The organism is Citrobacter sp. wls710 (assembly GCF_005281115.1).
In the GTDB taxonomy this organism is placed as follows: Bacteria; Pseudomonadota; Gammaproteobacteria; order Enterobacterales; family Enterobacteriaceae; genus Citrobacter; species Citrobacter werkmanii.
Genome location: NZ_SZXD01000025.1, coordinates 67275 through 91055 on the forward strand (window position 1 = coordinate 67275; position 23781 = coordinate 91055).

Genomic DNA, 23781 nt, shown 5'->3' on the forward strand with positions numbered 1-23781 from the left:
AAACCGGTTTCCTTTTCGTAACGTGATTCAAACAAATAGATAAATGACTGTAAAATGCTGAAAAAATCAGCAGATAAAACTTGATGCAGAGCACGCTCGCAAACGTTTGCTTTCCCTGTTAGAATTGCGCCGAATTTAACTTTTACTGCAAGTAAACATGTGGGGAAGCAGGCAGTGACCGATAAAACCTCTCTTAGCTACAAAGATGCCGGTGTTGATATTGATGCAGGTAATGCTCTGGTTGATCGAATCAAAGGCGTAGTAAAGAAAACGCGTCGCCCGGAAGTGATGGGTGGTCTGGGTGGCTTCGGTGCGCTGTGCGCATTGCCGCAAAAATATCGTGAACCGGTGCTGGTTTCCGGGACGGATGGCGTTGGCACAAAACTGCGTCTGGCGATGGACCTGAAACGTCACGACACTATTGGCATCGATCTGGTCGCAATGTGCGTCAACGACCTCGTGGTTCAGGGCGCTGAGCCGCTGTTTTTCCTCGACTATTATGCGACTGGCAAACTGGATGTGGATACCGCAGCCAGCGTCATTAATGGTATTGCCGAAGGCTGTCTGCAGTCAGGCTGTGCGCTGGTGGGCGGTGAAACGGCTGAAATGCCGGGAATGTACCACGGTGAAGATTACGACGTGGCTGGCTTCTGCGTTGGCGTCGTCGAAAAATCCGAGATTATCGACGGTTCAAAAGTGGCTGACGGCGACGTGCTGATTGCGCTCGGCTCCAGTGGTCCACACTCCAACGGCTATTCCCTGGTGCGTAAAATCGTTGAAGTCAGCGGATGCAACCCGGAAACCACTGAGCTTGACGGTAAACCGCTGGCCGATCACTTACTGGCCCCGACCCGCATTTACGTTAAATCCATTCTGGAACTGATCGAGAAGGTGGATGTGCATGCCATTGCTCACCTGACCGGCGGCGGCTTCTGGGAAAATATTCCGCGCGTCCTGCCAGACAACACGCAGGCAGTGATCGACGAATCCTCATGGCAGTGGCCAGCCGTCTTTAACTGGCTGCAAACGGCGGGTAACGTCAGCCAGCACGAGATGTATCGCACCTTTAACTGCGGCGTCGGCATGGTCATCGCCCTGCCAGCTTCGGAAGTTGACAACGCCCTCGCTTTGCTCAATGAGAAAGGTGAAAACGCATGGAAAATCGGTATTATCAAAGCCTCTGATTCCGAACAGCGTGTGGTCATTGAATGAAAAACATTGTGGTGCTCATTTCCGGTAACGGAAGCAATTTGCAGGCGATCATCAACGCCTGCGAACAGAAAAAAATCAATGGCACCATACGTGCAGTATTCAGTAACAAGGCCGATGCGTTCGGCCTTGAACGTGCACGAGAAGCGAATATTCCGGCACATTCGCTGGAAGCCGCTCAGTTTGCCAGCCGCGAAGCATTTGACCGCCAACTGATACAAGAGATTGACGCCTACGGCCCCGATGTCGTGGTGTTGGCCGGTTATATGCGCATCCTCAGCCCAGCGTTTGTCGCTCACTATTCTGAACGATTGTTGAATATCCACCCTTCGTTGTTGCCAAAGTATCCCGGCCTGCATACGCACCGTCAGGTACTGGAAAACGGCGATGAACAGCATGGAACCTCAGTCCATTTCGTAACGGATGAACTGGACGGCGGACCGGTTATTCTCCAGGCGACAGTACCGGTATTTGAAGGCGACAGCGAAGATGATGTCACTGCCCGGGTTCAGGCGCAGGAACATGATATTTACCCGCTGGTGATTAGCTGGTTTGCCGACGGCCGACTGAAAATGCGCGATAACGCCGCGTGGCTGGACGGTAATCGCCTGCCACCACAAGGTTATGCCGCCGACGAATAATCACATCCTCCGGTAGGCCTGAGGGCGCTTCGCTTATCGGGCCTACTCTTCTTCCCCTCTTTCTCTTTGCTATCAGACAGTTTATTGTCATATTTTTCTGGCACAGTTGGACATCTGAGAGCAATGCTCGCCATAATAAATCGGTAGTGTCCCGTGAATGAAACGGAGTAAAAGTGGTAATGGGTCAGGAAAAGCTATATATCGAGAAAGAACTCAGCTGGTTAGCGTTCAACGAACGTGTACTCCAGGAAGCTGCTGATAAATCAAACCCGTTGATCGAACGGATGCGTTTTTTAGGCATCTATTCCAATAACCTCGACGAGTTTTACAAGGTTCGTTTTGCCGAACTGAAGCGCCGAATCATCATTAGCGAAGAACAGGGTTCAAACTCTCACTCCCGCCATTTACTCGGCAAAATCCAGGCCCGCGTATTAAAAGCCGATCAGGAATTTGACGGCCTGTACAACGAATTACTGCTGGAGATGGCGCGCAACCAGATTTTCTTAATCAACGAACGCCAATTGTCGGTGAATCAGCAGAGCTGGTTACGCCATTACTTCAAGCAGTATCTTCGCCAGCACATTACGCCGATCCTGATTAACCGCGAGACGGATTTAGTCCAGTTTCTGAAAGATGACTATACCTATCTGGCGGTGGAGATTATCCGTGGTGATACGATCCGCTATGCGCTACTGGAAATCCCTTCTGACAAGGTTCCCCGTTTTGTGAATTTACCGCCGGAGACCCCGCGCCGTCGTAAACCGATGATCCTGTTGGACAACATTTTACGTTATTGCCTTGACGATATTTTCAAAGGGTTCTTTGATTACGATGCGCTGAACGCCTATTCGATGAAAATGACCCGCGACGCCGAATACGATTTAGTGCACGAGATGGAATCCAGCCTGATGGAGCTGATGTCATCCAGCCTGAAACAGCGTCTGACCGCCGAGCCTGTGCGCTTTGTTTATCAGCGAGATATGCCTAATGCGCTGGTCGAAGTGCTGCGTGAAAAACTGACCATTTCTCGCTACGACTCCATCGTTCCCGGCGGGCGTTACCATAACTTCAAAGACTTTATTAACTTCCCCAACGTTGGCAAAGCTAACCTGGTGAATAAACCACTGCCCCGTCTGCGTCACATCTGGTTCGATAACGAGAAATTCCGCAACGGATTTGATGCAATCCGCGAGCGTGATGTACTGCTTTATTATCCGTATCACACCTTTGAACATGTCCTGGAACTGCTGCGTCAGGCCTCTTTCGACCCAAGCGTGCTGGCGATAAAAATCAACATCTACCGTGTGGCAAAAGACTCGCGCATCATCGATGCGATGATCCATGCCGCGCATAACAGTAAGAAAGTCACTGTCGTCGTGGAACTGCAGGCACGCTTCGATGAAGAAGCTAACATTCACTGGGCCAAACGTCTTACCGAAGCGGGCGTGCACGTCATCTTCTCCGCCCCAGGCCTGAAAATTCACGCCAAGCTGTTTCTTATCTCACGTAAAGAAGGCGATGAAGTCGTGCGCTATGCGCATATCGGGACCGGGAACTTCAACGAAAAAACGGCACGACTGTATACCGACTACTCATTGCTTACCGCCGATTCGCGCATTACCAACGAAGTTCGTCGGGTATTCAACTTCATTGAAAACCCATATCGTCCGGTCACGTTTGATTATCTGCTGGTTTCTCCGCAGAACTCACGTCGCCTGCTGTACGCCATGATCGACAAAGAGATCGCCAACGCACAGCAAGGGTTACCTTCAGGTATTACGTTAAAACTGAATAACCTGGTCGATAAAGGTCTGGTGGATCGTCTCTATGCGGCCTCAGGCTCGGGCGTGCCGGTCAATTTATTGATTCGCGGTATGTGTTCTCTGATCCCGAACCTGGAAGGCATCAGCGACAATATTCGCGTTATCAGCATTGTTGACCGCTACCTCGAACATGACCGGGTCTATATTTTTGAGAATGGCGGCGATAAGCAGGTGTATCTCTCCTCGGCTGACTGGATGACAAGAAATATCGACTATCGTATCGAAGTCGCTACCCCGCTACTTGACCCGCGCCTCAAGCAACGCGTGCTGGATATCATTGATATCCTGTTTAGCGATACGGTGAAGGCTCGCTTCATCGATAAAGAACTGAGTAATCGCTACGTGCCACGTGGAAACCGCCGTAAGGTTCAGTCACAATTGGCGATTTACGACTACATCAAATCACTCGAGCAACCTGACTAACGATATGCCAATACACGACAAGTCACCGCGACCGCAGGAATTTGCTGCGGTCGACCTGGGTTCAAACAGTTTTCATATGGTCATTGCCCGTGTGGTTGATGGTGCAATGCAAATTATCGGCCGACTGAAACAACGCGTACATCTGGCGGATGGGCTCGGCGCAGACAACAAGCTGAGCGAAGAAGCAATGGAGCGCGGATTAAGCTGTTTGTCACTTTTCGCCGAACGACTGCAAGGCTTTCCCCCATCGAGCGTATGTATCGTGGGAACCCATACTCTACGTCAGGCGCTGAATGCGACCGATTTTCTCAAGCGCGCAGAAAAAGTCATCCCCTACCCGATTGAGATTATTTCCGGTAACGAAGAAGCCCGACTGATTTTTATGGGCGTTGAACACACCCAGCCGGAAAAAGGCCGCAAGCTGGTTATCGATATCGGCGGCGGCTCAACGGAACTGGTGATCGGCGAAGATTTCGAACCCAAACTGGTTGAAAGCCGCCGTATGGGCTGCGTTAGTTTTGCTCAGATGTATTTCCCGGGCGGCGCCATTAGTCGGGAAAACTTCCAGCGCGCCCGCATGGCGGCAGCGCAGAAACTTGAAACGCTAACCTGGCAGTTTCGCATTCAGGGCTGGAACGTTGCGCTGGGCGCGTCGGGGACCATTAAAGCGGCACACGAGGTGCTGCTGGAGATGGGTGAAAAAGATGGTTTTATCACCCCCGAACGTCTGCAAAAACTGACCGCTGAAGTGCTGAAGCACACGTCATTCGATGCGCTCAGTTTGCCGGGACTGTCAGAAGAACGAAAAGCGGTGTTTGTACCTGGGCTAGCTATTTTGTGTGGCGTTTTTGATGCGCTGGCTATTCGCGAACTTCGACTGTCCGATGGCGCGCTACGTGAAGGCGTGCTGTATGAGATGGAAGGCCGTTTTCGCCATCAGGATGTACGCAGCCGCACCGCCAGCAGCCTGGCTAATCAGTACAACATCGACAGTGAGCAAGCCCGCCGTGTGCTGGAAACCACCATGCAGATGTATGACCAGTGGCATAACCAGCAACCAAAACTGGCCAATCCGCAGCTGGAAGCATTACTGCGCTGGGCTGCGATGCTGCATGAGGTTGGGCTGAACATCAACCACAGCGGTCTGCATCGCCATTCTGCTTACATTCTACAAAATAGCGATTTACCTGGATTTAATCAGGAACAACAGCTGATGATGGCAACACTAGTTCGTTACCATCGTAAAGCGGTGAAACTTGATGATTTACCCCGCTTTACGCTGTTTAAGAAAAAACAGTTTCTGCCGTTAATCCAGCTGTTGCGTCTGGGGGTATTGCTAAATAATCAGCGTCAGGCGACAACTACGCCGCCGACTCTGACCCTGTTAACCGAAGACAACCACTGGACCTTACGCTTCCCGCATGACTGGTTCAGCCAAAATGCGCTGGTCCTGCTCGATCTGGAAAAAGAGCAGCAATACTGGGACGCAGTAACCGGCTGGCGTCTCAAAATTGAAGAAGAAAGCTCACCCGATCTCGCCGCATAAGCTCTCAACAGGTGCCGGCTCGTCTGGCACCTGCTCCTCCAGAGTTTCATGCAGCGGCTGCGGTTTGCCAATCAAATACCCCTGCAAGTAATCAATCCCCAGCGAAACCACTGCACTGCGTATTTCTTCGCTTTCGACGTACTCCGCAACCACCAGCATTCTTTTCATCCGCGCCAAATGACAAATGGAGGCCACGATTTGGTAATCGAGGCTGTTCGAAACGATATTACGAATAAAACTGCCGTCAATTTTCAGGATATCGGCATTCACATTTTTCAGTCGCGCATAGCTGGCATATCCGGTCCCAAAATCATCAATCGCAATCTGACAACCCAAAGCCTGCAGCTGTAGTAACGTCGCCTGCGCCTGGTCCGCATTGGTTAAGGCATTGCTTTCCGTCACCTCAAAGATGAGTTGCCAGGCTTCAACTTTGTATTTCGTCAGTAACTGATTGATGTCATGCGGAAGCCGAGCGCGGCATACCGATGTAGGTGATAAGTTAATAGCAAACCGACGGGCAGGCATTTGTTCCCGATTCTGCGCCATAAATTTCAGCGTATTTTCAATCACCCACATGTCGATGCTGGATGACAAGCCAAACTCGTGCGCTACTGGCAAGAAATTATCCGGGGCGATAATTTCACCGTCATCCCCATGAAGTCGCAGCAGAATTTCGTGATAGACATCGCCACGCACGCCAGCGATCGGCTGCGCCATCAGGAAAAAACGATTGTGCTCCAGTGCCTGCTGCAGACGGTTCATCATCGCAACCTTATCTTTCAGGTCACGTTGTAAGTGCATCACGCCGCGCCGCTGCATATTTTCTGGAGAATTGGTCGCCAGGGAGATCTCAGCAATGGTGCTTAACTCACCGAGCAACAAATAAATGTGGTTAACCGGAGCACGAACATAGCAAAAGCTGATGCCTACCTGCGGCTGTAAAGGCATGCCATCCCAGATAAAGCGGAATTGCTTAATATGCCTGTCCAGTGCTTCAATACGTTCCTGATGAGCCTCTGTGTTAAAACGTAAAACGAGATCATTGCCCGATAATTGATAGACATGCTCATCCAGTTCTAACAGAGGTGTTATCCACTGAGCGAGTTTTTGCTTGTACTGGATACGCAGCATAATACCGTAATTTTTCACCAGCAGTTCCATGCCGGGAACCCGCAAAAAACAAAGCACTGACCAGGGCGCTTTTTTCAAATCCCGATTCAACGCGCGCAGGTTAGGAATATGTACCATCGGATCAAAGTATGCCAGACGATGGTTCCGTCGGGTAACGAACCGCTGTCGCGTTGCCAGTACGGCAATGAAATTCACTATAAAGGAGAAAACCAGATAGCTCGATGAGGTAATGGCAAGCTGGGTGTCATAGCCCGAATACCAGGGCATATAGCGCTGATAATAATGAATTGCAGTAATAAGTACGACTGACCATACCAACGAAATAAACCTGTACCCGTAACGCATTGCGCCCCAAAGCATAACGGGCAGTAACAGCGACAAGGTGTAATTCGTGCTAAATATTGAGCTTTGTTCATTTAACGGCATGCATAACATAGACATCAGTGCCATTAATATAATCGACCAGACTGCAAGCTCTGTCTTGGTGACTTTGCTATCAAACTGCTGCTTTAATTGAGAAAAATAGCCTCTAAGGTGCAAAGGATTACGTATCGTTCGAATAATAAGATAGCACAGTGGAACCCCAACAAGATTCCCTACCAGCAAGGCCTGATAATTAATCAACGTACCAGTATTGAAGGGCATTACGCCCACCATGCCTGATTTGCTCTCATAGACGCCCACAAAGGCGGCAAACTGGAAGAGAATCAGAAACAGCGTTGCCGGGCAGAACACCTGCCAGAACATTCGCTGAAACATCAAGTGAGAATCGCCGTGCGAAACATTATTGCGTCGGGGAGTAAATACCTTATACCCGCCCCAGCTAAGCACTAACGTAACTATAAAGTGCGAAATTATTGAGAGTGTTTCAAATAGGCCAACCTGCGGATATTTATACCAGATAATGGAAATGATAATTCCTGGCAATGCCGCCCAGCCAAAAAAAAGCATCAGACTAATCATCAGCGCCAATGGCAGATAGAAAAGTACTACGGTCCCTGTACTAATATGGGCATAGGTGTTGGCGGTGCTCAATATAGGCAACAGTAAAGAAGGTAAGATGAGAGGTAACGCCCACCATCTATCTCTAATACCAATATATTTTTTATTGAGTTTCATAGATGCTCAGTAGAATCCCACACATCCTGTAGGGGGTATTCAGACAGGCATCCCACCTGACTTTAAAACGATAAAGTAAAATACATCATAAGGGCTCATCAATTTTAGTTATTAGCAAAGGGTGGCGTTTGATACATATCAAAAAAAACACCCCTCATTAATCAATTATTACTCTTTTCATTGTTTTTTATCGTTAATTCATTATTCATGTAAATAATAATATTAATTTTCATAACATAAGAGGATAAAACAACTGAAGCAATTTTACATAACGAAGAATTGACCATTCCCTCACAGTATGCCTTAATGTAAGTATCGCCCCTCGTCGGGTACACAACAAGGAACCTTTTGTGAGCCAGGTTACCAGCCTACGCAAACGACACCGATTTAACAGTCGCATGATCCGGATCGTACTGCTTATTAGCTTTCTCTTCTTCTTCGGACGCTTCGTCTACTCCGCCATTGGTGCGTGGCATCACCACCAGGACAAAAAAGAATCTCAGCAGTTAACCCAGCCGCAACAGACATCGCCAACGCAAACCGACGTACGTTGATCGCGCTTGCCTGCAATCCCCCAGCATTAAGATTCCTTACCGGATGGCTAATCGCCTGACAATTAACCATCCGGTAAGGGATTTGAGTGACGGCACTACTCATCATCTTGCCCTCGACACGCATTGAAAATACAGATAATCATCCCCTGCTTTTCGCACAAATACACAATCTTTTAATCCGGCTTCACCGCACCATTCGCGCTAATTTCTTACGCTCCCGTTTACTGGACATAAACAAGACAAAGTCAGTTCAAATAGTCTTTAATTAATATCACCAGAAAATATCACTGGCGATAACATTAATATTTCGTATGAAATTAAGACCTTATTTGAACTGTTAACATTTTTAAATACTACAGAGCAATACTATGAATGGTTTTTCATTATTCCCGAAAATAAGAAACGGAATTGAGTGGATCGCCGGTCACAGCGATGCCGTTATGCAATTCGGCTGGAATATCGTTGCTGCCGTGATTTTACTTTTTATCGGTAAATTTATCTCTCGACTGCTCTCCCGTGGACTGGAAAAGTTGCTGTTAAAACGTAAAGTTGACCGGACCATCATTCAGTTCTTCACCGCCCTGGTACGTTACATCACGATCGCCTTTTTCGTGGTCGCTGCGTTGGGGAGAGTCGGTATTGAAACATCCTCCATTATTGCCGTCATTGGCGCCGCCGGACTGGCTATTGGCCTCGCGCTACAAGGATCGCTCTCCAACTTCGCCGCTGGTGTACTGTTGGTTTCCCTGCGACCTTTCCGCGCCGGAGAAATCGTGCAGATTGGCGCAGTCACCGGGACAGTTGAAAAGGTGCACATTTTCTCTACCACCCTACTCACCGCTGACAGCAAAGAAGTGGTGATCCCAAACGGCAAGATCATCGCAGATAATATTATTAACTATTCCCGCCACCCTTTTCGTCGTATCGATCTTGTGATTGGCGTGGGTTATCAGAGTCGGATCGCAGATGTTAAGCGCGTGATTAACCATATCATCGAGCAGGACAGTCGCATCGATAAGCAACGAGGGGTAACCGTTCGTCTGGGTGAGTTAGGTGCCTCTGCGCTCAATTTTTACGTCCGCGTGTGGGTGCCTAATATTGAGTACTGGAACACCTATTACGATTTGCTGGAAAACATTAAAGAGGCCCTGGATGCTAATCATATTGACCTGCCGTATCCGCAGATGGATATTCGCGTGGAGAACGTGGCATCCCACTCTCAACCTCAGCTTCAACTGGTTGATTAGAACATCATCCATCAGAATTTCCTTCTGAAATGAGAGCAATAAAAAACCCTCTATAATCAGAGGGTTTTTTGATATTACGAATTCAGAAACCGCTTACAGAGAGGGATATTATTCCCACTCAATGGTAGCCGGCGGCTTACCGCTGATGTCATACACCACACGGGAAATACCGTTCACTTCATTGATGATGCGGTTAGACACGCGGCCTAAGAAATCATACGGCAGGTGCGCCCAGTGTGCGGTCATAAAGTCGATGGTTTCAACCGCGCGCAGGGAAACAACCCAGTCGTACTTGCGGCCATCGCCCATTACGCCAACGGAGCGAACCGGCAGGAATACGGTGAACGCCTGGCTCACTTTGTTGTACAGGTCAGCTTTGTGCAGCTCTTCGATGAAGATAGCGTCCGCACGACGCAGCAGGTCGCAGTACTCTTTCTTCACTTCGCCCAGCACGCGCACGCCCAGACCCGGACCCGGGAACGGGTGACGGTACAGCATGTCGTACGGCAGGCCCAGTTCCAGACCAATTTTACGCACTTCGTCTTTAAACAACTCACGCAGCGGCTCAACCAGACCCATCTTCATCTCTTTCGGCAAGCCGCCCACGTTGTGGTGAGATTTGATGACGTGCGCTTTACCGGTCGCGGAAGCGGCAGATTCAATTACGTCTGGGTAGATAGTCCCCTGCGCCAGCCACTTCACATCTTCCAGCTTCAGCGCTTCTTCGTCGAACACTTCCACGAACACACGACCAATGATCTTACGTTTGGCTTCCGGATCGTTCTCGCCTTTCAGCGCTTCCAGGAAGCGCTGCTCGCCTTCCACGTGAACAATGTTCAGGCCAAAGTGGTCGCCGAACATGTCCATCACCTGCTGGGCTTCGTTCAGACGCAGCAGACCGTTGTCTACGAACACACAGGTCAGGTTTTTACCGATTGCGCGGTGCAGCAGCATGGCGGTTACGGAAGAATCCACGCCGCCGGAAAGGCCGAGGATCACTTTGTCGTCGCCAACCTGCTCGCGAATACGGACAACGGCATCGTCGATGATTTTCGCCGGAGTCCACAGGGCTTCACACTGGCAGATATCGCGTACGAAGCGCTCCAGCATGCGCATGCCCTGACGGGTGTGGGTCACTTCCGGGTGGAACTGCACGCCGTAGAAGCGTTTTTCTTCGTGCGCCATAATGGCGAACGGGCAGGTCTCGGTGCTGGCAACGGTAACGAAGCCTTCCGGGATCGCGGTCACTTTGTCGCCGTGGCTCATCCATACGTCAAGCAGCGGTTTGCCGTCGGCGGTCAGAGAATCTTCGATACCGCGAATCAGTGCGCTGTCGGTCTGTACCTCAACCTGGGCGTAGCCGAATTCACGCTCGTTAGAACCTTCAACGTGGCCACCCAGCTGCATTGCCATGGTCTGCATACCGTAGCAGACGCCGAAGACCGGCACACCTGCGTTGAAGACGTACTCAGGCGCACGCGGGCTGTTTGCTTCGGTGGTGCTTTCCGGGCCACCGGAGAGGATGATGCCGCTCGGGTTGAACTCACGGATTTGTGCTTCAGTAACATCCCATGCCCACAGTTCACAGTAGACGCCCAGTTCACGTACGCGACGTGCAACCAGTTGGGTGTACTGCGATCCGAAATCGAGGATGAGAATGCGATGTTTATGAATATTGTCTGTCATTTGACGATAATTCCGAGGCAAGTGAAACAATAACAAAACGCCCGGTTTAAAACCGGGCGCGGAAACTTATCAGGAGCCCAAGCGGTAGTTCGGGGACTCTTTGGTAATGGTCACGTCATGAACGTGGCTTTCCTGGATACCCGCACCGCTGATACGCACGAATTCAGCCTTCGTACGCAGCAGGTCGATGGTACCACAACCGGTCAGACCCATACAGGAGCGCAGGCCGCCCATCTGCTGGTGAATGATCTCTTTCAGGCGGCCTTTATACGCTACGCGACCTTCGATACCTTCCGGCACCAGTTTGTCAGCGGCGTTGTCGCTCTGGAAGTAACGGTCGGAAGAACCTTTGGACATCGCACCCAGAGAGCCCATACCGCGGTAAGATTTGTAAGAACGGCCCTGGTACAGTTCGATTTCGCCCGGGGATTCTTCGGTACCGGCCAGCATCGAGCCAACCATGACGGCAGCGGCGCCAGCGGCAATCGCTTTGGCTATGTCGCCGGAGAAACGGATACCGCCGTCAGCGATAACCGGAATACCGGTACCTTCCAGCGCTTCAACCGCGTCAGAAACGGCAGTGATCTGCGGAACGCCCACGCCAGTAACGATACGAGTCGTACAGATGGAGCCAGGGCCGATACCGACTTTCACCGCGCTGCAACCGGCTTCCGCCAGTGCGCGAGCGCCAGCGCCAGTGGCGACGTTACCGCCGATGATTTGCAGGTCAGGATATTTAGCACGGGTTTCACGGATACGTTGCAGCACGCCTTCAGAGTGACCGTGAGAGGAGTCGATCAACAGCACGTCAACGCCCGCAGCAACCAGCGCGTCAACACGTTCTTCGTTACCTGCACCAGCGCCTACAGCTGCACCGACGCGCAGACGACCATGCTCGTCTTTACATGAGTTCGGTTTACGTTCCGCTTTCTGGAAATCTTTAACGGTGATCATGCCGAGCAGATGGAAGCTGTCATCAACAACCAGCGCTTTCTCTACACGCTTTTCGTGCATTTTGGCCAGCACGACATCACGTGCTTCACCTTCACGCACAGTCACCAGACGCTCTTTTGGCGTCATGTATACGCTAACCGGCTGGTTCAGGTCAGTCACAAAGCGCACGTCACGGCCGGTGACGATGCCAACCAGTTCGTTGTCTTCAGTCACTACCGGGTAGCCCGCAAAACCGTTACGTTCAGTCAGTTCTTTCACTTCACGCAGGGTAGTGGTTGGCAGTACGGTCTGTGGGTCAGTTACCACGCCGGATTCGTGTTTTTTCACGCGGCGAACTTCTTCAGCCTGGCGCTCGATAGACATGTTCTTGTGGATAAAACCGATGCCGCCTTCCTGTGCCAGGGCAATTGCCAGGCGCGCTTCCGTCACGGTATCCATTGCTGCGGAGAGCATAGGAATGTTCAGGCGAATGGTTTTCGTCAACTGGGTGCTGAGGTCAGCAGTATTCGGCAGAACGGTAGAATGAGCGGGAACGAGGAGGACGTCGTCAAACGTCAGGGCTTCTTTTGCGATACGTAGCATGGGCAATATCTCACCTGGGAGGTTATTAAATATTGCCGCGGCATTATACAGAGCGTAACCGATTGCATCCACACTTTTTTGCAAAAAAACCTTGCGCTCCTCTGTGAGCATGTTACTTTCGACTGAATAACCTGCTGATTTAGAATTTGATCCCGCTCACATGTTATCCTCTCAGACCACCTCAATTTTTACCGTAAGCCGCCTGAACCAGACGGTTCGTTTGCTGCTTGAGCAGGAGATGGGACAAGTGTGGATCAGCGGTGAAATCTCGAATTTCACTCAGCCGTCCTCCGGTCACTGGTATTTCACGCTCAAAGATGACACCGCCCAGGTACGCTGCGCGATGTTTCGCAACAGCAACCGTCGGGTAACATTCCGCCCGCAGCACGGGCAACAGGTGCTGGTGCGCGCCAACATCACGCTGTATGAGCCACGCGGCGACTACCAGATTATCGTCGAGAGTATGCAGCCTGCGGGCGAAGGGCTATTGCAGCAAAAATATGAGCAGTTGAAAGCCAAACTGCAGGCGGAAGGATTGTTCGATCAGCAATATAAGCAGCCTCTGCCCTCCCCGGCCCACTGTGTCGGGGTGATTACCTCGAAAACCGGTGCGGCACTGCACGATATTCTCCACGTTCTAAAACGCCGCGACCCATCGCTGCCGGTGGTGATTTACCCCACCGCGGTACAGGGCGACGATGCGCCGGGGCAGATCGTGCGCGCGATTGAACTGGCCAACGCCCGCGGAGAGTGCGACGTGTTAATTGTCGGGCGCGGCGGCGGCTCGCTGGAAGATTTATGGAGTTTTAACGACGAACGCGTGGCGCGGGCAATCTTTGCCAGCCGCATTCCGGTGGTTAGCGCCGTCGGCCACGAAACCGACGTCACTATCGCTGATTTTGTCGGCGACCTGCGTGCGCCGACGCCTTCGGCAGCGGCAGAAATTGTCAGCCGCAACCAGCAGGAGTTGTTGCGTCAGATCCAGTCCATCCAGCAGCGTTTGGGCATGGCGATGGACTACTACCTCGCCAACCGTACTCGTCGATTTACCCAGCTTCATCACCGTTTGCAACAGCAACATCCGCAACTGCGTCTGGCCCGTCAGCAAACGTCGCTGGAGCGGTTGCGCCAGCGGATGGGATTTGCGCTTGAAAATAAGATTAAACAGGCAAATCAGCGTCAGCAACGCATGCTGCAACGTCTCAATCAGCAAAACCCGCAGCCACGCATTTATCGCGCACAAACCCGTATCCAGCAACTGGAATATCGCCTGGCCGAATCCATTCGCGCGCGCCTCAGCGAACAGCGCGAACGTTTTGGTAATGCGGTTACTCATCTCGAAGCGGTCAGTCCGCTGGCGACCCTGGCGCGCGGCTATAGCGTTTCTACCACCACTGGCGGCGGCGTACTGAAACAGATCAAACAGGTCAGCGCAGGCGATGTCATCACCACCCGACTAGCAGATGGCTGGGTGGAAAGCGAAGTTAGGGGCGTAACGGCGGCGAAAAAAACGCGGAAGAAAAAGCCGGTTTAAACCGGCACATACTCCACGCGTTTTTTCGAAATAAGCCCATGGCCATGCTGACAGAAATAATCTATCGCGCCACAGGCCTTTAGTACTTCGAGTGGTTGATGGCACTCTGGGCAACGTGCTTCCAGTTGAAGATCTTTTTGACAACTCTCACAGTGCGCCGCACCGTTGTGTGGTTCCAGTTCAGCGTGGCAATCCGGGCAAATGATAGACATAACAACTCCAGTACAGGGCTCCATTCTTGTGTTGAGTTTAACACGCTACGCTGAATGTCGCCCAGGCCCAACAAAACGTCATACCTCATCAATTGAATGACCGGGGCATAGCCTCTGCCCCGGCACAATCGAGGTGTTATCAGGCGCTGGTTGCCGGTTTAGTTTGCGTATTCTCCAGCATGCGACGAATCGGCACAATGAGGACGATCAGGACCGCGGCGCAGATCAGCAGCGCAATCGAGCAGCGAGCGAAGAGATCCGGCAGCATATCCAGTTGGTCAGCCTTCACATGACCGCCAATCAGACCTGCGGCCAGGTTACCCAGCGCACTGGCACAGAACCACAGGCCCATCATTTGCCCACGCATTCTTTCCGGTGCCAGCAGCGTCATGGTCGCCAGACCGATCGGGCTCAGACACAGCTCGCCGAGCGTCAGCATCAGGATACTGCCCACCAGCCAGAATGGAGAAACGCCCGCCCCGCCGTTGCTGAGAACGTTTTGCGCCGCCAGCATCATCAAGCCAAAGCCTGCCGCCGCACACAAAATGCCGATAACGAACTTAGTGATACTGCTCGGGCGAATGTTCATGCTCGCCAGCTTCGGCCACGCCCAGCTGAATACCGGCGCCAGCAGGATGATAAACAGGGCGTTTATCGACTGGAACCAGACCGCCGGAATTTCAAAATCACCGATCATACGGTTAGTGTAGTCGTTGGCGAACAGGTTGAACGAGGTTGGCTTTTGCTCAAACGCCGACCAGAAGAATGCGGCGGAAACCAGCAGGATAAAGCAAACCAGCAGTCTGGCGCGCTCTTTGCGATTCAGGCCGGCAAAGATGAACAGGTAGATAAAGTAGAGCGCAACAGAGGCGGCAATCACGTACACCAGTATGCTGGCAACCGCGACCGGATTAATCACAATCACGCCCTGCGCAATCAGCGTAACGATAACCGCCACACCGACAGCCAGCGCGAGTAGCCATGCGCCCACACCGTTACGCTTCACTACCGGGCTGTTCCAGGTCGAGTCCAGTCCCACTTCGCTGTCGTAGCGTTTCATCGACGGAACGGCAAACACACGGAAGATGATTAACGCCACCAGCATGCCGATACCACCGATACCAAAGCCCCAATGCCAGCCATGGGTTTTAATCAACCAACCGGAGATCAAGGGGGCGATGAATGATCCCATATTGATGCCCATGTAAAACAGCGAGAAACCGCCATCACGACGCGCATCGCCTTTTTTATACAATGTGCCAACCATGACCGAAATACAGGTCTTAAACAGACCGGAACCGAGCACGATAAACATCAGGCCGATAAAGAACAGGTTGTTACCCATAATGGCCGAAAGCGCAATCGACAGATGACCAAGCGCAATCAGGATGGAGCCGTACCATACCGCTTTCTGTTGGCCGAGCCAGTTATCCGCCAGCCAACCACCCGGCAGCGCAGCGAGATACATCGTACCGGCAAAGATACCCACAATCGCCGAGGCGTTTTCACGCGCCAGCCCCATGCCGCCGTCATAGACGGTAGCCGCCATAAACAGGATCAGTAATGGGCGAATGCCATAAAACGAGAAACGCTCCCACATCTCTGTGAAGAACAGCGAGCCGAGCGGATAAGGATGACCGAAGAAAGTTCGGCTTTCTTTTTGATTAACAGAGGATTGCATAATTCTCCCGAAAGTTATGTCGTCGTGCGTGTAAACACCGCGATGTACGCCAGCCAGTTACGTATCTGACCGATTTTTTACATGCGGCGAAAAGTTATTTAACCATTTGATAACTTAAGGCTAGTTTTGTCTAGTACCAGCCCCCGGACTTTAAGATGAAAACTCGACAAATGTCTACTTTCTTAGATTTAAACTTGGTAAAAAACGAATAGTGATTGACATCGCACGGGCTGAAGCTGGCGATGGAATACCGAAAAAAAACCCGCGACAAGCGCGGGTTTTTATCAACATCAGCAACGATTATTTGCTTTTTTTAATGTGCTTAATCAAACGCTTACGTTTACGCATCTGGGTCGGCGTCAGCGTATTACGTTTATTCGCAAACGGGTTTTCCCCTTCTTTGAACTGAATGCGAATCGGTGTCCCCATCACGTCCAGAGTTTTGCGGAAGTAGTTCATCAGATAGCGCTTATATGAATCCGGCAGATCTTTCACCTGATTACCATGAATCACCACAATCGGCGGGTTATAACCGCCGGCATGGGCATATTTCAGCTTCACGCGACGACCACGTACCAGCGGCGGCTGATGATCTTCTACCGCCATGGTCATGATACGCGTCAACATCGCGGTACTAACGCGACGGGTCGAGCTGTCGTACGCTTCGCGGACCGATTCAAACAGATTACCGACGCCGCTACCGTGCAGTGCAGAGATAAAGTGTACACGCGCAAAATCAATAAAGCCCAGACGGAAGTCCAGCGTTTCCTTGACCTGCTCTTTCACTTCCTGCGTCAGGCCGTCCCATTTGTTGACGACAATAACAAGTGAGCGCCCACTATTGAGGATAAAGCCCAACAGCGACAGGTCCTGATCGGAAATACCTTCCCGCGCATCAATCACCAGCATGACCACGTTGGCATCTTCAATCGCCTGCAGCGTTTTGATGACTGAGAATTTTTCTACCGCTTCGGTAATTTTCCCGCGCTTACGCACGCCCGCGGTGTCGATCAGCACATATTCACGTTCGTCGCGTTGCATCGGAATATAAATGCTGTCACGCGTGGTCCCAGGCATGTCGTAAACCACCACGCGGTCTTCGCCCAGAATACGGTTAGTCAATGTGGACTTACCTACGTTCGGACGACCCACAATCGCCAGTTTGATCGGCAGATCCTGCGGGTTGAAGTCGTCTTCAGGCTCTTCTTCACCGTTTTCTTTGGCTTCCAGTTGCGCCCAATATTCCGCATCTTCATCGACTTCTTCCTGCGGCGCAACGTCATCCATCCACGGCAGCAGAACATGCTCCAGCAGGCTGAGAACGCCGCGACCATGGGAGGCAGCAATCGGATAAATTTCACCCAGACCCAGCGAGTAGAAATCAACAACCGCCTGATCGGGATCCAGTCCGTCAGTTTTGTTGGCCACCAGGAACGTCGGTTTCTGGCGTGAACGCAGATGTTTAGCAATGGCTTCATCCGCTGGCATCAGGCCAGCACGCGCATCCACCATAAACAGCACAACGTCCGCTTCTTCGATAGCCAACAGAGACTGTTCAGCCATGCGGGTTTCAACACCGTCTTCGGTGCCATCAATACCGCCGGTATCAATGCAGATAAACTCGCGGCCTTCAATTTCCGCACGACCGTACTTACGGTCACGAGTCAGACCCGGGAAATCCGCAACCAGCGCATCTCGGGTGCGAGTTAGACGGTTAAATAACGTGGATTTGCCAACGTTAGGGCGCCCGACAAGCGCGACCACAGGTACCATGTTTAAAGCCTCATTTAAAAAATCATCAGACAACGCGCACATTTTTGCGCCGTTGTTAAAAACAGTAAAACGGCCCCTGCACCAGGAGCCGTTTTTCAAAGCGAGCGGCCAGGACGATTAACGCGTAATAGAGTACAGCGTACCGTCTTTCGCCTGGATCAGCAGTTTACCATCAGCAGAGACTGGCTCAGTCAGGAAACCGGAGCTGTCGACTTTCTGCTGGGCAACAAAGCGACCATCTTCAACGTTAATCCAGTGCAGGTAGCCTTCGCTATCGCCCACAACTAAATTGCCGTTATACAATACCGGAGACGTCAGCAGACGGTGCAGCAGATCGCTTTGCGTCCACAGCGTCACGCCGCCGTCGGTAGTCAGCGCCAGGATGCGGTCGTTTTGATCGACCAGGTAGATACGGTTTCCGTCGACGATGAAATCATTCACCGAGCCCAGTTCACGTTTCCACATAATCTGGCCACTGCGCAGATCCAGCGCGGTCAGGTTACCATTATAAGCCAGCGCGTAAACAACGCCATTGACGATAACCGGCGTGGTATCAACGTCACTCAGACGATCGATTTCCGTTGGGCCTGTCGCTTGAGAAATACGTTGCTGCCAAATCATCTGACCCTGCTGCATCAGCACGGCGCTTACGCGACCGTTATCACCACCAACAATAGCTGCGCCAAAGGCCGTCGCAGGGGCAGATTCGCCACGCAGAGACAGGGATGGCATATCGAGGTTAACGGTCCACTTGATGGCGCCGTCAGCTTCGTTCAACGCCTGCAATTGACCGTTACTGGTGCGGATTAATACCACGCCATCGCTCACAACCGGACGAGACAGCGCTTCACCGGCAACTTTCGTCTGCCATGCGGTGGTACCATCGCTGGTATTCAACGCATAAACCTGCGCTTTTTCACTGCCAATGTAAACATGACCACCGGACACGGTTACGCCGCCAGAAAGCTGTGCAGATGCACGGGAGAACCAACCGTCTTTCTCACCCAGATTAACAGACCACACTTCTTTGCCGTCGTCTGCGTTCAACGCTTTCACGACACCTGCGCGATCGGCTGCATAGACAACGTTATCCGCCAGCGCAGGATGAAGATTGGAATAGAAATCACCAATACCGTTGCCCACGGAAGTGCTCCAGTCCGTAGACGGAGTAAACTGGTTTTCAACCACCGGTAATGGGGACATCTTAACGACATCTTCTTCGCCACTAAACAGTGAACAGCCGCTCAATAGGGTAACGGAAAGCAGCCCTGGCAGAAGTAATTTACGCAATTGCATCGGGTCCCTCTCAGATGGACAAATTATTGATTTTCATCTGCATCATTTCGCTCAGAGCAGGAGAGGCATCGCTTTTCACACCCGCTTCCCATGCGCTACGCGCACCTTGTTTGTCGCCCTTGCTCAGCAACGCTTCACCGCGCAGATCGGCAACAATGGCCGTCCACCCTTCACCTTTAATGGTGTCGAGTGTTTTCAGCGCGGTATCAGCCTGTTTAAGCTGAACCTGAACACGAGCCAGACGCAGGTTAATCACCGCTTTGAGATTATCATCGCTGGTTGCAGCCAGGCCTTGTTGCAGCTGGCTGGCGGCTTTCTCAAGTTCATTTTGGTCAACAAACTGCTGCGCAAGTTCCAGTGAAGCTAACGCGCCGTAGGTATTTTTATTCTCTGCGGCAAATTTCTCTGCCGCAGGAATGCTATCCGCTTTACCCGCACTAACCGCGGTCACCGTATTTTGGTATGCCAGAGAAGCAGAGCGTGCGGACTCCGTCTGATGGCTGGTCCAGTAACGCCAGCCAACCAGCGCGCCAACCCCTAAAATTATCCCAACCGCCAGCGCTTTGCCGTTTTCGGCAAAGAAGCGTTTTACCGCATCAACCTGGTCGTGTTCGTTCTCGTAAATTTCCACGCTGTCCTTCTCCTTAGCCCAGTAGAGTGCGCAAATGCGCGGCAACGCCATCCTGCGCTACTGCCGTTTGCTCACCAGAGCGCAAATCCTTCACTACAACGGTACCGTCAGCCACTTCGGACTCACCCAGTACCAGTGCAACGCGGGCGCCCCACTTATCGGCACGGGCAAACTGTTTCTTAAAGTTGCCGCCGCCGTGGTTGGTCATCAGTTTCACACCAGGAACTTCATCACGCAGACGTTCTGCAAGCCGCATTGCCGCCGACTGCGTGTCTGTGCCTGAGGCAACCAGGTATATATCGACAACAGGGGAGGCAATAAATTCCGGATTAACTGCCTGAACTAATAAAACAAGTCGTTCCAGGCCCATGGCGAAGCCCACAGCAGGCGTTGCGCGACCGCCAAGTTGCTCTACCAGACCGTCGTAACGACCACCGGCACACACGGTACCCTGCGAGCCAAGACTGCTGGTAACCCACTCAAATACGGTGCGGTTGTAGTAATCAAGGCCACGAACCAGACGCTGATTGACGGTGTAGGCAATCCCTGCGGATTCCAGCAGTTTGCACAGACCCGCGAAATGCTCGCGAGAGTCGTCATCAAGATAATCACCCAGCGCAGGTGCATCGTTGAGCAGCGCCTGCACTTCTGGGTTTTTGGAGTCAAGCACACGCAGCGGGTTAGTGTACATGCGACGCTTGCAGTCTTCGTCCAGCTTCTCTTTATGCTGTTCCAGGTAGGCGACCAGCGCATCACGGTAGTTAGCGCGGGCTTCAAGAGAACCAATTGAGTTCAGCTCCAGGCTGACATGCTGAGATATACCCAGCGCGCGCCACCAGCGAGCGGTCAACATAATCAGTTCAGCATCGATGTCCGGACCCTGCAGGCCAAACACTTCGACACCCAACTGATGGAACTGACGATAGCGTCCTTTCTGCGGACGTTCGTGGCGGAACATCGGCCCGATATACCACAGACGCTGTTCCTGATTGTACAGGAGACCATGTTCGATGCCGGCGCGTACGCAGCCCGCTGTCCCTTCAGGACGCAGAGTCAGGCTGTCGCCATTTCTGTCCTCAAAGGTATACATCTCTTTTTCAACCACGTCGGTGACTTCACCGATCGCGCGTTTGAATAACGGGGTCTGCTCTACAATCGGCAAGCGGATTTCACTGTAACCGTAGCTACCGAGCACGTTTTTGAGAGTGCCTTCAATGCGCTGCCAGATGGCGGTTTCGCCAGGCAGATAATCGTTCATGCCGCGAATGGCTTGAATGTTTTTTGCCACGTTTATTCTCTTTATGAATATAAAAATGAACCCTCAGCGCTAACCCGAACAATGCGGGCGCCATGCGGGTTCAATCATACACGGGAAGCACGCCGCTTCCCATCACGTTGTTATTTTTCAAGCTGCTGCACGTCGATACGACGCGCTTCGTCCAGGATACTCGCTTTGGCGCGAATACGGGCTTCAAGCTGCGTGATCATATCGTCGTTGTCGAGTCTGTCCTTACGCACACCGTCTTCGTACAGGCCGCTTTTCTTGTTACCGCCCGTCACGCCCAGCGTAGAAACCAGCGCTTCGCCAGGACCGTTTACCACGCAGCCGATGATCGAAACATCCATTGGCGTAATGATATCTTCCAGACGTTGCTCCAGCGCGTTAACCGTACCGATAACGTCGAATTCCTGACGTGAGCAGGTTGGACAAGCGATAAAGTTGATCCCGCGCGCGCGAATGCGCAGCGATTTCAGAATATCGAAGCCCACTTTGATCTCTTCCACCGGATCGGCGGCCAGAGAAACACGCAGCGTATCGCCGATCCCTTCGGATAGCAGCAATCCTAAACCGATCGCGGATTTCACCGCCCCGCTACGTGCGCCACCGGCTTCGGTGATCCCCAGGTGCAGCGGTTGATCGATCTGTTTCGCCAGCAGGCGATAGGATTCTACGGCGAGGAAAACGTCAGAGGCTTTAACGCTGACTTTGAATTGATCGAAGTTCAGACGATCCAGATGATCCACATGACGCATAGCGGATTCCAGCAGCGCCTGCGGCGTCGGTTCACCGTATTTTTCTTGCAGATCTTTTTCCAGCGAGCCGGCGTTTACGCCGATGCGGATAGGGATATTTTTATCGCGCGCGCAGTCAACCACCATGCGGATACGCTCTTCATTACCGATATTGCCTGGGTTAATACGCAGGCAATCGACACCGTATTCCGCGACTTTCAGCGCAATGCGGTAATCGAAGTGAATATCGGCAACCAGCGGTACATTAACCTGCTGTTTGATCAGCTTGAACGCTTCTGCGGCATCCATTGTCGGTACAGAGACGCGAACAATGTCTGCGCCTACGCGTTCCAGCGCTTTAATCTGATTAACCGTAGCTTCCACGTCAGTGGTACGCGTATTGGTCATAGACTGTACGGCGATGGGCGCGCCATCGCCGATCGGCACATTCCCAACGTAAATGCGTGTCGATTTTCTACGTTGAATTGGAGCCTGGTTATGCATTAAAAAATCTCCCGCATTGCCGTCTGTTACTGAGCCGGTGATTGTTCGGCATTAACGGTCAGACGTGCAACCTGGTTAGTTCTGATAAAACGACTCAGATCGACAGGTTTCCCCTGGAACTGAATCTGCACTGCCGCCGGAGCGCCAATTTTCAGTTTGTACGGCGCCTGACCGGTCAGATTGAGATTGCCGTCTTTACGCTGCATACCGCTGAACAGTTTTTTACCGGTCGCATCGGTCACTTCCAGCCAGCAATCAGCGGTAAAATTCATTACCAGCGCGTTAGGATCGGCTGCTGGGGTAGTCACACCCGCCTGGTCAGTCGGCAGCGGTGCCGCATTCGCTGGCGCTGTTGGCGCGGCGGTTGCGGTATCGACGTTAGCCTGAGAAGGCGCCACTACGGCGTTCTGTTGCGCATCCGCGGCTGGTGCCGGGGCTGTCGGGGCATCAGTCGCTGGCGCTGCGTCCGCCACCACGCCATCGCCCGCAGCCGGAGTTGTCTCCTGACCTGCTGCGGCGCTGGTATCTAACGGTACATTCTGCGCAGTGTCTTTACCGGCATTCAGTTCAGCGGAAGATTGATCGGCCATGGTGCTGATCTCTTCCTGCTGCGCTTTATGGTTCTGCCACCACCAGGCCCCTGTCAGTCCGACAACGACAAACAGCACCAGCCAGGTGAAGGTCATTAACCAGCCATCGCGCTTTTTACGACGCTTACCGAGCGAGAAGCTCTGCATCGGCGCGACTTTAGCAGGACGAATTGGAGCCTGTTTTTCCAGCCCTGGCAACAGTTCTTCTTCAGGAATATGCACCAGACGCGCATAAGAACGGATGTACCCACGCAGGAATGTTGAAGCGAGATCGGCTGGTGCCTTATCTTCTTCAATATCGCGTACCGTGGAGACCTTCAGGCACAGTCGCTCCGCGACTGCCTGCTGGCTGAATCCGAGTTGTTCACGGGCATTGCGCAGACGAACGCCGGTGGAGAGTGCTTCATTTTTGTCGTGCGTGGCTTCAGTATTCATTCGCTACAGCTGCGTAAATTTGGGTTCTGGCGCCGGCGAGTCACAATGCTCACCCACACCGCGAAACATCTGGTCAGTTAACCTTCGTCAGACAGTATAAAACGGTCAGACTACCAATGACAAAAAAGCGTAAACCTGAGGGCTAAACTCTTGTTGCGCCGTTACATACTGCCTTAAAGTCGACAAAAACGCACCGT

Annotated in this window: 18 protein-coding genes; 7 read left to right on the forward strand and 11 right to left on the reverse strand. The window is 52.1% G+C overall.

Features of this window, described 5'->3' with window-relative positions:
* Positions 1 to 174 precede the first annotated feature (174 nt).
* The 4 genes from purM (at position 175) to ppx (ending at position 5642) form a co-directional block, all read left to right on the forward strand.
* Positions 175 to 1212 (forward strand): phosphoribosylformylglycinamidine cyclo-ligase, encoded by a 1038-nt coding sequence (gene purM, locus FDX14_RS08590; RefSeq protein WP_061382236.1) that lies wholly within the window; start codon positions 175 to 177, stop codon positions 1210 to 1212.
* Positions 1209 to 1850 (forward strand): phosphoribosylglycinamide formyltransferase, encoded by a 642-nt coding sequence (gene purN, locus FDX14_RS08595; RefSeq protein WP_042306860.1) that lies wholly within the window; start codon positions 1209 to 1211, stop codon positions 1848 to 1850. Before purM ends, purN begins: the two co-directional genes overlap by 4 nt.
* 179 nt (positions 1851 to 2029) lie before the next feature.
* Entirely contained in the window at positions 2030 to 4096 is a 2067-nt protein-coding gene (gene ppk1, locus FDX14_RS08600; RefSeq protein WP_042306859.1) for a polyphosphate kinase 1, read from the forward strand.
* A 4-nt stretch (positions 4097 to 4100) separates the two neighbouring features.
* The gene (gene ppx, locus FDX14_RS08605; protein WP_061382182.1) at positions 4101 to 5642 is read left to right on the forward strand and encodes an exopolyphosphatase; all 1542 of its coding nucleotides are present in this window, start codon (positions 4101 to 4103) and stop codon (positions 5640 to 5642) included.
* On the opposite strand, the gene FDX14_RS08610 is transcribed toward ppx, so the two are convergent.
* Positions 5622 to 7892 carry a sensor domain-containing phosphodiesterase gene (locus FDX14_RS08610; RefSeq protein WP_042306853.1) on the reverse strand — a complete coding sequence of 757 codons (2271 nt, stop codon included), beginning with the start codon at positions 7890 to 7892 and terminating at the stop codon, positions 5622 to 5624. The genes ppx and FDX14_RS08610 overlap by 21 nt on opposite strands.
* Before the next feature lie 350 nt (positions 7893 to 8242).
* Here FDX14_RS08610 and FDX14_RS08615 point away from each other — a divergent pair, with 350 nt between their 5' ends.
* Both FDX14_RS08615 and mscS read left to right on the forward strand, forming a co-directional pair.
* A complete protein-coding gene (locus tag FDX14_RS08615) occupies positions 8243 to 8446 on the forward strand; it encodes a YfgG family protein (protein ID WP_032939486.1) in 204 nt (67 codons plus the stop codon).
* 368 nt (positions 8447 to 8814) lie between these two features.
* Positions 8815 to 9693 carry a small-conductance mechanosensitive channel MscS gene (gene mscS / locus FDX14_RS08620; protein ID WP_137349343.1) on the forward strand — a complete coding sequence of 293 codons (879 nt, stop codon included), beginning with the start codon at positions 8815 to 8817 and terminating at the stop codon, positions 9691 to 9693.
* A 108-nt stretch (positions 9694 to 9801) separates the two neighbouring features.
* Here mscS and guaA read toward each other — a convergent pair whose 3' ends face one another.
* Both guaA and guaB read right to left on the reverse strand, forming a co-directional pair.
* Positions 9802 to 11379 carry a glutamine-hydrolyzing GMP synthase gene (gene guaA, locus FDX14_RS08625; protein ID WP_042306761.1) on the reverse strand — a complete coding sequence of 526 codons (1578 nt, stop codon included), beginning with the start codon at positions 11377 to 11379 and terminating at the stop codon, positions 9802 to 9804.
* Between the two features lie 69 nt (positions 11380 to 11448).
* Positions 11449 to 12915: an IMP dehydrogenase gene (guaB, locus tag FDX14_RS08630; protein ID WP_061382184.1), complete on the reverse strand. Its 1467-nt coding sequence runs from the start codon at positions 12913 to 12915 to the stop codon at positions 11449 to 11451.
* A 160-nt stretch (positions 12916 to 13075) separates the two neighbouring features.
* Between guaB and xseA the strand changes: the two genes are divergently transcribed.
* Complete coding sequence (gene xseA, locus FDX14_RS08635) at positions 13076 to 14449, forward strand: exodeoxyribonuclease VII large subunit (protein WP_137349344.1); 1374 nt, start codon at positions 13076 to 13078, stop codon at positions 14447 to 14449.
* Here the strand turns inward: xseA and FDX14_RS08640 are convergent.
* The 8 genes from FDX14_RS08640 to rodZ all read right to left on the reverse strand — a co-directional run bounded on the left by FDX14_RS08640 (position 14446) and on the right by rodZ (position 23584).
* Positions 14446 to 14661, reverse strand: coding sequence for a zinc ribbon domain-containing protein (locus FDX14_RS08640; protein ID WP_072276969.1), 216 nt, complete (start codon positions 14659 to 14661; stop codon positions 14446 to 14448). The genes xseA and FDX14_RS08640 overlap by 4 nt on opposite strands.
* A 139-nt stretch (positions 14662 to 14800) precedes the next feature.
* Positions 14801 to 16342, reverse strand: coding sequence for a peptide MFS transporter (locus FDX14_RS08645; protein WP_042306756.1), 1542 nt, complete (start codon positions 16340 to 16342; stop codon positions 14801 to 14803).
* A gap of 300 nt (positions 16343 to 16642) precedes the next feature.
* A complete protein-coding gene (der, locus tag FDX14_RS08650) occupies positions 16643 to 18115 on the reverse strand; it encodes a ribosome biogenesis GTPase Der (RefSeq protein ID WP_038642605.1) in 1473 nt (490 codons plus the stop codon).
* A gap of 117 nt (positions 18116 to 18232) precedes the next feature.
* On the reverse strand, positions 18233 to 19411 hold the full coding sequence (bamB, locus tag FDX14_RS08655) for an outer membrane protein assembly factor BamB (RefSeq protein WP_137349345.1): 1179 nt from the start codon (positions 19409 to 19411) through the stop codon (positions 18233 to 18235).
* A gap of 10 nt (positions 19412 to 19421) precedes the next feature.
* Positions 19422 to 20042 carry a YfgM family protein gene (locus FDX14_RS08660; protein WP_042306752.1) on the reverse strand — a complete coding sequence of 207 codons (621 nt, stop codon included), beginning with the start codon at positions 20040 to 20042 and terminating at the stop codon, positions 19422 to 19424.
* Positions 20043 to 20055: 13 nt separating this feature from the next.
* Positions 20056 to 21330: a histidine--tRNA ligase gene (gene hisS, locus FDX14_RS08665; protein ID WP_069324459.1), complete on the reverse strand. Its 1275-nt coding sequence runs from the start codon at positions 21328 to 21330 to the stop codon at positions 20056 to 20058.
* 110 nt (positions 21331 to 21440) lie between these two features.
* Positions 21441 to 22559: a flavodoxin-dependent (E)-4-hydroxy-3-methylbut-2-enyl-diphosphate synthase gene (ispG, locus tag FDX14_RS08670; protein WP_016154000.1), complete on the reverse strand. Its 1119-nt coding sequence runs from the start codon at positions 22557 to 22559 to the stop codon at positions 21441 to 21443.
* Positions 22560 to 22585: 26 nt separating this feature from the next.
* Complete coding sequence (gene rodZ, locus FDX14_RS08675) at positions 22586 to 23584, reverse strand: cytoskeleton protein RodZ (RefSeq protein ID WP_042306747.1); 999 nt, start codon at positions 23582 to 23584, stop codon at positions 22586 to 22588.
* Positions 23585 to 23781: the final 197 nt, after the last annotated feature.

Coding starts and splice junctions, on each gene's coding strand:
- der (WP_038642605.1), bottom strand. CDS start 18,115: ATGGTACCTGTGGTCGCGCTTGTCGGGCGCCCTAACGTTGGCAAATCC.
- bamB (WP_137349345.1), bottom strand. CDS start 19,411: ATGCAATTGCGTAAATTACTTCTGCCAGGGCTGCTTTCCGTTACCCTA.
- ppk1 (WP_042306859.1), top strand. CDS start 2,030: ATGGGTCAGGAAAAGCTATATATCGAGAAAGAACTCAGCTGGTTAGCG.
- guaB (WP_061382184.1), bottom strand. CDS start 12,915: ATGCTACGTATCGCAAAAGAAGCCCTGACGTTTGACGACGTCCTCCTC.
- ppx (WP_061382182.1), top strand. CDS start 4,101: ATGCCAATACACGACAAGTCACCGCGACCGCAGGAATTTGCTGCGGTC.
- xseA (WP_137349344.1), top strand. CDS start 13,076: ATGTTATCCTCTCAGACCACCTCAATTTTTACCGTAAGCCGCCTGAAC.
- purN (WP_042306860.1), top strand. CDS start 1,209: ATGAAAAACATTGTGGTGCTCATTTCCGGTAACGGAAGCAATTTGCAG.
- guaA (WP_042306761.1), bottom strand. CDS start 11,379: ATGACAGACAATATTCATAAACATCGCATTCTCATCCTCGATTTCGGA.
- FDX14_RS08610 (WP_042306853.1), bottom strand. CDS start 7,892: ATGAAACTCAATAAAAAATATATTGGTATTAGAGATAGATGGTGGGCG.
- FDX14_RS08645 (WP_042306756.1), bottom strand. CDS start 16,342: ATGCAATCCTCTGTTAATCAAAAAGAAAGCCGAACTTTCTTCGGTCAT.
- mscS (WP_137349343.1), top strand. CDS start 8,815: ATGAATGGTTTTTCATTATTCCCGAAAATAAGAAACGGAATTGAGTGG.
- ispG (WP_016154000.1), bottom strand. CDS start 22,559: ATGCATAACCAGGCTCCAATTCAACGTAGAAAATCGACACGCATTTAC.
- FDX14_RS08640 (WP_072276969.1), bottom strand. CDS start 14,661: ATGTCTATCATTTGCCCGGATTGCCACGCTGAACTGGAACCACACAAC.
- rodZ (WP_042306747.1), bottom strand. CDS start 23,584: ATGAATACTGAAGCCACGCACGACAAAAATGAAGCACTCTCCACCGGC.